We start from the raw sequence: 9924 nt of genomic DNA, 5'->3' as shown, positions 1-9924 counted from the left end.
CTGCTCGGCTATGCCGCCCGATTCGCCGGCCCGCACACCGTCGCGCTGTTCCCGAAGGGCCGCGCGGCCGAGGCTGAATTGACCACCCTGCCCGCATCACCGAAGATGACCATCGACCTCCATCCGAGCCGGACCGATCCCGACGCCGTGCTCATCCGCATCGAGGGGTTCGCCCGTGGCTGACGACGCCCAAACATTGCCGCCTGTGGAGGCCGACACGCCGCGGCTCACCCGCACCATCGCCATCGCCAACCAGAAGGGCGGCGTCGGCAAGACCACCACAGCGATCAACCTGGCCACGGCGCTGGCCGCCGTGCGCAAGCGCGTGCTGGTGATCGACCTCGACCCGCAGGGCAACGCCTCGACCGGCTTCGGCCTGCCGCGGGCCAAGCGCGGCGTCGGCTCCTACGACCTGCTGTTCGGCGCCACCAGCGTCGTCGATTCGGCGGTGGCGACCGAGGTGCCGGGGCTGGACCTGATCCCCGCCTCGGTCGACCTGGCCGGCGCCGAGGTGCAGCTGGTCGAGGCGGTCCGCCGCGAATACCGGCTGCGCAGCGCCCTAAGGCCACATGCCGATGGCTACGACTATGTGCTGATCGACTGCCCGCCCTCGCTCGGCCTCCTCACCCTCAACGCGCTGACCGCGGCCGATGCCGTGCTGGTGCCGCTGCAATGCGAATTCTATGCGCTGGAGGGGCTCAGCCACCTGATGCGGACGATCGAGCGCGTCCGCAAAGCCTTCAACCCGGCGCTCGAGATGCAGGGAATCGTGCTGACCATGTATGACCGGCGCAACAACCTCTCCGACATGGTGGCAAGTGATGTGCGCCAGCATCTCGGGGCCAAGGTCTATGAGACGGTGATCCCGCGGAATGTCCGCGTCTCCGAGGCGCCGTCGCATGGCAAGCCGGTCCTGGTCTACGACCTCGCCTCCACCGGCGCCCAAGCCTATGTCCATCTCGCCTCCGAGATGCTGAAGCGCGAAGAGCAGAGGAGTGCTGCATGAGCGCGGCCGAGAGCTCCCGCCGCCGTCCCAGCCTGGGCCGCGGCCTCGACGCCCTGTTCGGCGAGGCCGATGAGGCCGACATCGCTGCGGCCAGCAGCGGTGGCGAGCCGCGGGCGCCGCGCAGCCTGCCGATCGAGTATCTGAGCCCCGGCCCGTTCCAGCCGCGGCGGAAGTTCGACGAGAACGAGCTGGACCGGCTGGTCGAGTCGGTGCGCACCCAGGGCGTGCTGCAGCCGATCCTGGTGCGCCCGGTCGAGGGCAAGACCGACCGCTACCACATCATCGCCGGCGAGCGGCGCTGGCGGGCGGCGCAGAAGGCCAAGCTGCACGAGGTGCCGGTGGTGGTCCGGCCGATGTCGGACCGCGACGCGCTGCAGATCGCGATCATCGAGAACGTGCAGCGCCAGGACCTGACGGCGCTGGAAGAGGCCGAGGGCTATCAGCGGCTGCTGGCCGAGTTCAGCCTGACCCAGGAGGATGTGGCCCAGGCGGTGGGCAAGAGCCGCAGCCACATCGCCAACACGCTGCGCCTGCTGGACTTGCCGCCCGCGGTGCTGGCCCATCTGCAGGACGGCCTGCTGACGGCCGGCCACGCCCGGGCGCTGCTGGGCTGCCCGGACCCGGAGGCTGCGGCGCGGGTCGTCATCGCCAGGGGGCTGAACGTCCGCCAGACCGAGCAGCTGGCCCGCGATGCGCGGGAGCAGCCCCCTGCCCCGTCCCGGCCGGCGGCGCGCGACCCGAACATCGTGGCGATGGAGCAGGACATCGAGACCCGGCTGGGCTTCAAGGTGAAGATCGACACCCGCGACAACACCAGCGGCACGATCCACATCCAGTACAGCAACCTCGACCAGTTCAGCGCCCTGCTGATGCGCCTGCGCGGCACGAAGGAGAAGTGGTAGGGGGCGCGGCCGCCTGCCTCCTCGCGTCATTGCGAGAAGGCGAAGCCGACGAAGCAATCCATCGGGCCGCTCGTGCTGCGGAATGGATTGCTTCGCTGCGCTCGCAATGACGGTGGGTGGATCGGGTTCGCCGGAGCGAACCCTACAGCTTTGATATAGCTCAGTTTTTCCGCGCAACGGCCCGCGCGATGCGCAGCAGCGTGGCGGCGCAGATCGTCTCGGGCGGCCGGCCGGTGCGCTTGCACTCGGCCTCGGCCTCGATCAGGCGGCGCAGCGCCTCGCCAATCTGGCTCTGGTTCCAGCGGCGCACCTGGCTGCGGATCGCCGCCTTGGCCTTGAAGAACACCGGCGGCCGCAGCGCCGCCATGGCCGCGTCCGGCGCGTCGCCGCCATCGATCATCACCGCCAGCTGGTGCAGCCGCAGGAAGTGGCGCTGCACCGCGCGCAGGATGCCGATCGCCTCGCCGCCCTCGGATAGCAACCGGTTCAGCGCGCGGTCGAGGGTCGGCAGGTCGCCGTCGGCGACCGCCATGGCCAGGTCGTCCAGCGACCGCTCGGTGGCATCGCCGATGCAGGCGCGCACGGCCTCGAGGTCGACGCGCCCCCCCTCCCCCACATAGGAAATCAGCTTCTCGACCTCGCGCCGGGCGATCTGGCGGTCGCCGACCAGCGACGCGGCCAGCAGCTGCTCGGCCTCGCCATCGGCCGAGATTTTGGCCTCGCCCAGCAGGCGGTGGATGAAGCGGCCGATCGCCTCCTCGTCAGGCATGTAGCAGGCGATGGCGGCCGCCCCGTCCGCCCCCTCCGCCAGCTTGCGCAGGGCCGAGCGCGGCGTCAGCTCGTCCGCCTCCAGCACCACCAGCGTGTCGGTCTCCCCGCCCTTCAGCACCGCGTCCAGCGCCGGCGCCACCGTGTCGGACGCATCGCGCACCCGCACCAGGCGGCGGCCGCCGATCAGCGACAGGGCGAAGACCTCGTCGACCAGCCGCGACGGATCGCGCCCGATCTCGGCCGCGGCCAGCTCGGCGACGCGGAACGGGTCGGTCGGCGGGTCGATCACGCCGCGGGCCAGCGTGTCGGCGTAGTCGCGCACGGCGCCGGCATCCGGGCCATACAGGAGCACCGCGCGGATGCCGGGATCGGGCCGCCGGACGAAGCTGTCGATCCGGTTCGGCGGCAGCTTCACGGATGCCGGTCGAAATAGAGCGCGAGACGGGTGCGTATATCCTCGCTGAGCGACCGCAGCGCCCGCTCGCGGGCGTCGCGTTCGCCGACCAGGGTCGTGTACTGGTCGGCCAGGATGTTGTAGGCCGTGATCTCGCTGGCCGAATCCGAGAAGACCGGCTGGCCGGTCTTGCGGTCGGTTAGCACGAAGCTGGCCGTCATCGTCAGGTTCCTGCGGGTCGTCGTCAGGTCGCTGATCAGGTTCACGTCCTGCTGCGATTCGGCGAGCGTGACGGCAAGATCATAGGCGGGCTTGTCGGGCCGGCCCTGCGGGTTGAGCATGCGGATCAACTCGGTGCGCATGATCTGGCCCGACCGGTCGCCGATGACGCCGACATTGACCTGTCCCAGCCGGTCCGACATGGCCGCGCCGGCCGAGTTGGTGCCGTAGAGTGGCCGCAGCCCGCAGGCCCCGAGCGCGAGGATCAGCAGCAGCGGTGCTGCGCGTTTAGCCCACGACATTGACGATCCTGTTCGGGACGACGATGACCTTGCGCACGGTGCGGCCCTCCAGCGCGCGGGCGACGTTGGCGTCGGCCAGCGCGGCTTCGCGCGCGGTCGCCTCGTCGACATCGCGCGGCAGCACGATGGTGGCGCGCAGCTTGCCGTTGACCTGAACCGCGACCTTGGCGGTGTCCTCGACCAGCAGCGCCGGGTCGGCCTCCGGCCACGGCGCGTCGGCCAGCAGGCCGTCATGGCCCAGATGCTGCCACAGCGCCTCACCGACATGCGGCACCATCGGGCCGATCAGCCGGACCACGCCGTCGAAGGCTTCGCGCAGCGCCCAGGCCTCGCCCTGACCTGCCCCATCCACCTTGCCGATCAGGTTGGTCAGCTCGCGGATGCGGGCCACGGCCTTGTTGAAGTGGAATCGCTCCAGGTCGTCGCCGACGCCGGCGATGGTCTTGTGCAGCGCCCGGCGCAGCCCTTCGGCCGCCGGGCTGAAACCGTTCGGTGGCGGCGACCCGGCGGCGGGCAGCGCGACCGGGGCCTCGGTCACCAGGCGCCACAGCTGCTGCAGATAGCGCCAGGCGCCCTCGATGCCGGCCTCGGTCCACTCCATGTCGCGGTCCGGCGGGCTGTCCGACAGGACGAACAGCCGTGCCGCATCGGCGCCGTACGTGTCGATGATCGCCTGCGGGTCGACCGTGTTGCGCTTGGACTTCGACATCTTCTCGATGCGGCCGGCGGTGATCGCCGCGCCGTCCGACAGCCTGGTCCAATTGCCCTGGTCGTCGCGGCTGACCTCGGTCGGGTACAGCCAGGCGCCATGGGCGTCGCGATAGGTCTGGTGGGTGACCATGCCCTGGGTGAACAGCCCGGCGAAGGGTTCGTCGATGCCCAGATAGCCGCAGCGCTTCAGGGCGCGGACGAAGAAGCGCGAATACAGCAGGTGCAGCACCGCGTGCTCGATGCCGCCGACATACTGGTCCACCGGCAGCCAGCGGTCGACCGCGGCGCGGTCGAAGGCCTGGGCGCTGCGCGGCGAGCAGAAGCGCGCGAAGTACCAGGAGGATTCGAAGAAGGTGTCGAAGGTGTCGGTCTCGCGCCGGGCCGCGCCGCCGCAGCTCGGGCAGACGACGTGCTTCCAGGTCGGGTGGCGGTCCAGCGGGTTGCCGGGCTGGTCGAAGGTCACGTCCTCCGGCAGCGTCACCGGCAACTGGTCCTCCGGCACCGGGACGATGCCGCAGGCGTCGCAATGGATGATCGGGATCGGGCAGCCCCAGTAGCGCTGGCGCGACACGCCCCAGTCGCGCAGCCGGTAGCGCACAGTCCCCTCGCCCGCCTGGCGCTCCTGCAGCGCGGTGATGGCGATGTCCTTGGCTTCGGCCACCGTCACCGGCCGGTCCGGCGTCAGCGGGCCGATGTCATAGGCGAAGGTGCCATCGGCCACCACCATGGCCTCGGCCATCGAAGCGCCGTCCGGCCGGTCGCCGCCAGCCGGCCACAGCACCGGGATGATCGGCAGGCCGTAGGCGCGGGCGAAGTCGAAGTCGCGCTGGTCATGCGCCGGGCAGCCGAAGATGGCGCCGGTGCCGTATTCCATCAGCACGAAATTGGCGACATAGACCGGGACGGTCAGGGTCGGGTCCAGCGGATGCACGGCGCGCAGCCCGGTGTCGATGCCGCGCTTCTCCTGCGTCTCGATCGCCGCCTCGCTGGTGCCGCTGCGGCGGCATTCGGCAACGAACTCGGCCACGGCCGGGTTGGCGCGGCCGATCTCATCGGCCAGCGGGTGGTCGGGCGAGACGGCGCAGAAGCTGGCGCCGAACAGCGTGTCCGGCCGGGTGGTGAAGATCTCCAGCCCGTCCTCACGCCCCTGCAGCGGGAAGGTGACGCGGGCGCCGACCGACCGGCCGATCCAGTTCTCCTGCATCAGCCGCACGCGCTCGGGCCAGCGCTCCAGCGTCGGCAGCGCCGCCAACAGGTCGTCGGCGTATTCGGTGATGCGCAGGAACCACTGGTTCAGGCGGCGGCGCTCGACCGGCGCGCCGGAGCGCCAGCCGCGGCCGTCGATCACCTGCTCATTGGCCAGGACGGTGTTCTCGACCGGGTCCCAGTTGACCCAGGATTCCTTGCGGTAGGCCAGGCCCGCCGCCAGGAAGTCCAGGAACATCTTCTGCTCGTGGCGGTAGTAGTCCGGGTGGCAGGTCGCGATCTCGCGGCTCCAGTCCAGCGACAGCCCCATGGACTGCAGCTGGCCGCGCATCGCCGCGATGTTCTCATAGGTCCAGGCCGCCGGATGGGCGCCGCGCTCGATCGCCGCGTTCTCCGCCGGCAGGCCGAAGGCGTCCCAGCCCATCGGGTGCAGCACGTCGAAACCCATCGCCCGGCGGTGCCGCGCCACCACGTCGCCCAGTGTGTAGTTGCGGACATGGCCCATATGGATGCGCCCCGACGGGTAGGGGAACATCTCCAGCACATAGTATTTCGGCCGGTCGCCCAGAGTCTCGAGCCGGAAGGTGCCGCGCTCCCGCCACACGTCCTGCCAATGGGCTTCGGTCTCTCGGTGGTTGTAGCGGGACATCTCGATGCTCTGTGCCGGAAAGCCTGGCCGGACGTCCCGGTGCGGGCGCCCTGCAGACACGAAGTTCTGCGGCGTCGCCCCAGGGGCGAAGCCGTCCCAGGCATTTACAAGGAAAGGGCGCCGGGGATCAATCCCGCGGCGCCCTGATGACAGCAACTCAGGCCGGCATCGCCGTGGTCACTGGGCGGTCGACTGCTCCAGCCCGGTGATGCGCAGCTGCCGCGCCTTGGTCAGGATGGTGTCCTCCAGCGCATTCGCCATGGTCGCCGGCGCCGGCGCATCGGCCCAGCCACCCTTGCCCTGAACCTGGCGGAACACGCTGACCCGGACGCCGTCCGAGCGCAGCTCGCGGCCCAGGATGTAGACGTTCAGCTTGTAGCGCTCGCTGGGGCTGTTCGGCGCCGTGTACCAGTCGGTGACGATGGTGCCGCCGAACGGGTCGGCGCTGGTGATCGGCATGAAGGACACGGTGTCGAGGCTGGCGCGCCACAGATAGGCGTTGACCCCGAGGACCGCACCTTCGCCGAGATCCTTCTTCTTGTCGGCGCCGGCGCCGAAGCTGAGGCCGCCCGGGCCGAAGATGCTCTGGTTCTCCGCCGGCGTGCGCTCGCGCGAGGGGCCCAACTCGGGGGAAGGACCGACCTTGACGCCGTTGTCGTCGGAGCAGGCGGCGACGGAGAAGACGACCGTCAGCAGGGCGAGCAGCGATCTCAGCGTCATTCGGCGGCGGCCATATAGAAAAAGGGAGCGGCATCATAGCCGCTCCCCCTTCAAAGGCTAGCTTTTTATCGGTTCGATCAGAACGAGACCGAGATGCCGGTCTGGAAGACAGCCTGCTCCCAGCTGTTCTTGTCGACCTGGATCACGCCGCCGCCGAGATCCTGCTTGCGGAAGTTCTGGATTTCGTAAATCACCTCGGCGTAGGTGTTCAGGCCCGGCGCCAGGGTGTAGTTCACGGTCGCAGCCGCGACGTGATTGTCCTTCAGGTCGAAGCCGCCCTCGGCGCTGGAACCAACCAGGTTGTTGTTCTTGTCGGCCCAGGTATAGGCATAGCCGAGACCGAAGTTCAGCGCACCCAGGCTGTAGCCGAGGCCGAGACCGATGGTGTCGACGTTCTTGTCGGTCTCGCCGCTGGCGAAGCCGCTCGGGGTGCCGACCCAGACGAGGCTGGCGACGATGCCGCCGAAGCCGACTTGGGCGCCGGCGCTGTAGGTCTCGAGGTCCCAGTGGTGATCGATACCATTGGCGTAGCTGGCGGTGCCGCGGACCTTGACGCTGGTGCCGTCGAACTCGCCCTCGTAGCCGACGCCGCCGCTGATGGCATTCTCGTAGATCTGACCGCCATTGAACAGGTCGGCCCGGCCCTGAGTGCCGTTGCTGAGGTTCTTGTCGCCGGAGATTACCGGGGTGAAGCCGACGGCGAAGATGAAGCCGCCGATGCTCGGCGAGGCGTACTTGATGCTGGTGCTCTTATCCAGGCCCGAATGGTAGGTCGGATCGAGCGAGAAGAAGTCGGCACCGCCGTAGCGATAGTTGCCGTCCAGGTTGTCGCCATAGCCGCCCTGGGCGTTCAGGATATCGTCGGGCGCGAAGAAGTAGCCGAAGTCACCGGCCACCTGCGGCGAATCGCCGAAGGTCACCGTACCGAAGTCGCCCTTCAAATAGACGTACTGACGGTCGACCGTGACGTTCTGGCGACGGTTGACGTTGTTCATACGGATGCGGGCGCCGTATTCGAGTCCGCTATCGGTCACGTTCTTGATGTCGAACTGCAGGCGGCCGTTCGAGTTGAAGTCGTATTCGCGGTCACGGTTGTCGTCGCTCGAGCCGATGACCAGGGCGCCTTCCCAGGCGACGAAGCCGCTGATCTTCAGGCTCAGACCGGACGTCACCGGCGCGTCTGCAGCAAATGCCGGCATCGCCACGAAAGCGGCGGCGGCCAACGCCGTCCCACCCAGCAGAATCTTCTTCATTCCTAACCTCCTAACGCGGCCGAGTGGCCGGATGTCCCCTAGAAGTCCCCTCGAAGACGACACCACCAGCCAGGGTGCGAATGGCATCGATCTGCAGGTTATACGGGGCAGCCATGCCGCCCGACAATGCGCAAGTTGCACAGAAGTCACAAAAGCTCCGACGTGTGCCGCAATTGCAACATGCTGACGGAGAGGCTGTGGGAGCGTCGGCCGGAGGCGACCGGAGATGCCGTCAACCGAGGCAAACCGGGGATGAACCGCCTCGCCCGGCGACGCGGCTCAAGAGCTCGCGTCATGCTGCGCTGCGGCAGGGCGACGCGCCGCAGCGTTGCAATCCCGCATCGGCGTGCCGGATTGTCGCACTATGACGGCCATCACACTTGGTTGAAACGATCGTCTCCGATCGAGCTGCAGCCTGCGGCACGGTCCGGCGACGGCACGGCGGGCATTGCAATCCCGGATCGTCATGCCGGATTCTGGCGGCATGACGACGCTCGCCGATTCCATCGCCTCGCTCCGCTCCCGGATCGCGGCTGCCGCCCTCGACGCCGGCCGCGATCCCGCCGCGGTCACCCTCGTCGCCGTCTCCAAGATCCAGCCGGAGGAGCGGATCGAGGCTGCGCTCGCCGCCGGCCAGCGGGTGTTCGGTGAGAACCGGGTGCAGGAGGCGCAGGGCCGCTGGGCCGGGCGCCGCACGGCCTGGCCGGACCTGCAGCTGCGGCTGATCGGGCCGCTGCAGACCAATAAGGCGAAGGACGCGGTTCGGCTGTTCGACGTGATCGAGACGGTCGACCGGCCGAAGCTGGCGCGCAGCCTGGCCGAGGCGATGGCGGCCGCCGGCCGCAGGCTCGACTGCCTCATCCAGGTCAACACCGGGGAGGAGCCGCAGAAGGCCGGCGTGAGCCCGCGCGAGACGGAGGCCCTCTACCGGCTGTGCGTCGAGGAGTGCGGCCTGCCGATCCGGGGCCTGATGTGCATCCCGCCGGTGGAGGAGCCGCCGGCGCTGCACTTCGCGCTGCTGGCCGACCTGGCCGGAAAGCTCGGCCTGCCGGTGCTGAGCATGGGCATGAGCGACGATTTCGAGACCGCGGTCCGCTATGGCGCCACCCATGTCCGGGTCGGCACCGCGCTGTTCGGCATCCGCGTCGCGCCCCAGCCTACAGTTGCCTGAGAGACCCTTCTGGAAACGCGCTGGCGAGAGTCGGCTGGCGGCGGTTTCGAGAACCGGAGCGCAGCGCACGTTTGGTGCGTGAGCACCGGAAGCGGAGAAACCGCCGTCAGACGGCCGCGCCAGTAGCGTTTCCGGAAGGGTCTCGGACCACCAGCGTGTCGCCGGGCGCGGCGGCGGCCAGCAGCTCCAGCAGATCGGCCCGGGTGAGGGCGACGCAGCCCTCCGTCGGCCCCCAATCCGGCCGCGCCAGATGGACGAAGACGGCGCTGCCGAGGCCGGGCACCGGCGGGTCGTCATTGTGCCCGATCACGATCACCAGGTCGTAGAGGGCGTCGTGCCGCCACATCCGCTCGTGCCGGGCGGGGTGGGGCAGCCGTATGGGGCGGTTGTAGGCGACGGGATCGGCGGGGTCGTCGCCCCAGCCGTCGTCGGGCGCGATCGCGGTGCAGGGCAGGGCGCTCGCCGGGGCCGGGCCATGGTCCGGCCGGTACAGGACCCGGCGCAGCGGGAACCGGCCCACCGGCGTCGCCCCGTCGCCCTCGCGCTTGTCCGGCCGCACGCCGCCCTTGCCCAGGGCGCAGCGCCGTCGCCCGGCGCCCCAGTCGATCCACCCTTCGGGC

Annotated in this window: 9 protein-coding genes and 1 pseudogene; 4 read left to right on the top strand and 6 right to left on the bottom strand. The window is 69.5% G+C overall.

Annotated elements, in window-relative coordinates:
• From ABDW35_RS24140 to ABDW35_RS24130, 3 genes and pseudogenes are all read left to right on the top strand, one after another.
• A pseudogene (locus ABDW35_RS24140) lies at positions 1-183 on the top strand (16S rRNA (guanine(527)-N(7))-methyltransferase RsmG); the annotation flags it as partial.
• Between the two features lie 22 nt (positions 184-205).
• Positions 206-1006, top strand: a complete 801-nt coding sequence (locus tag ABDW35_RS24135) for a ParA family protein (RefSeq protein ID WP_343716413.1) — start codon at positions 206-208, stop codon at positions 1004-1006.
• A complete protein-coding gene (locus tag ABDW35_RS24130; protein ID WP_343716411.1) occupies positions 1003-1908 on the top strand; it encodes a ParB/RepB/Spo0J family partition protein in 906 nt (301 codons plus the stop codon). Before ABDW35_RS24135 ends, ABDW35_RS24130 begins: the two co-directional genes overlap by 4 nt.
• Before the next feature lie 160 nt (positions 1909-2068).
• On the opposite strand, the gene holA is transcribed toward ABDW35_RS24130, so the two are convergent.
• The 5 genes from holA to ABDW35_RS24105 form a co-directional block, all read right to left on the bottom strand.
• A complete protein-coding gene (holA, locus tag ABDW35_RS24125; RefSeq protein ID WP_343716410.1) occupies positions 2069-3094 on the bottom strand; it encodes a DNA polymerase III subunit delta in 1026 nt (341 codons plus the stop codon).
• The gene (gene lptE / locus ABDW35_RS24120) at positions 3091-3594 is read right to left on the bottom strand and encodes an LPS assembly lipoprotein LptE (protein WP_343716409.1); all 504 of its coding nucleotides are present in this window, start codon (positions 3592-3594) and stop codon (positions 3091-3093) included. The genes holA and lptE overlap by 4 nt, the downstream gene beginning before the upstream one ends.
• On the bottom strand, positions 3581-6160 hold the full coding sequence (gene leuS / locus ABDW35_RS24115; protein WP_343716408.1) for a leucine--tRNA ligase: 2580 nt from the start codon (positions 6158-6160) through the stop codon (positions 3581-3583). The genes lptE and leuS overlap by 14 nt, the downstream gene beginning before the upstream one ends.
• Positions 6161-6337: 177 nt before the next feature.
• The gene (locus ABDW35_RS24110) at positions 6338-6880 is read right to left on the bottom strand and encodes a DUF3576 domain-containing protein (protein WP_343716407.1); all 543 of its coding nucleotides are present in this window, start codon (positions 6878-6880) and stop codon (positions 6338-6340) included.
• Positions 6881-6957: 77 nt separating this feature from the next.
• Entirely contained in the window at positions 6958-8133 is a 1176-nt protein-coding gene (locus ABDW35_RS24105) for a porin (protein WP_343716406.1), read from the bottom strand.
• A gap of 484 nt (positions 8134-8617) precedes the next feature.
• On the opposite strand from ABDW35_RS24105, the gene ABDW35_RS24100 reads away from it, so the two are divergent.
• Positions 8618-9304 (top strand): YggS family pyridoxal phosphate-dependent enzyme, encoded by a 687-nt coding sequence (locus tag ABDW35_RS24100; RefSeq protein WP_343716405.1) that lies wholly within the window; start codon positions 8618-8620, stop codon positions 9302-9304.
• A gap of 106 nt (positions 9305-9410) precedes the next feature.
• Here ABDW35_RS24100 and ABDW35_RS24095 read toward each other — a convergent pair whose 3' ends face one another.
• Positions 9411-9911 (bottom strand): L,D-transpeptidase family protein, encoded by a 501-nt coding sequence (locus ABDW35_RS24095; protein ID WP_343716412.1) that lies wholly within the window; start codon positions 9909-9911, stop codon positions 9411-9413.
• Positions 9912-9924 lie beyond the last annotated feature (13 nt).

This window comes from Inquilinus sp. (assembly GCF_039594555.1).
Taxonomy (GTDB): domain Bacteria; phylum Pseudomonadota; class Alphaproteobacteria; order DSM-16000; family Inquilinaceae; genus Inquilinus.
Note: the sequence above shows the minus strand (reverse complement) of the source record. Positions and strands in the feature narration are given on the sequence as shown.

Coding starts and splice junctions, on each gene's coding strand:
- ABDW35_RS24130 (WP_343716411.1), top strand. CDS start 1,003: ATGAGCGCGGCCGAGAGCTCCCGCCGCCGTCCCAGCCTGGGCCGCGGC.
- lptE (WP_343716409.1), bottom strand. CDS start 3,594: ATGTCGTGGGCTAAACGCGCAGCACCGCTGCTGCTGATCCTCGCGCTC.
- leuS (WP_343716408.1), bottom strand. CDS start 6,160: ATGTCCCGCTACAACCACCGAGAGACCGAAGCCCATTGGCAGGACGTG.
- ABDW35_RS24110 (WP_343716407.1), bottom strand. CDS start 6,880: ATGACGCTGAGATCGCTGCTCGCCCTGCTGACGGTCGTCTTCTCCGTC.
- ABDW35_RS24105 (WP_343716406.1), bottom strand. CDS start 8,133: ATGAAGAAGATTCTGCTGGGTGGGACGGCGTTGGCCGCCGCCGCTTTC.
- ABDW35_RS24100 (WP_343716405.1), top strand. CDS start 8,618: ATGACGACGCTCGCCGATTCCATCGCCTCGCTCCGCTCCCGGATCGCG.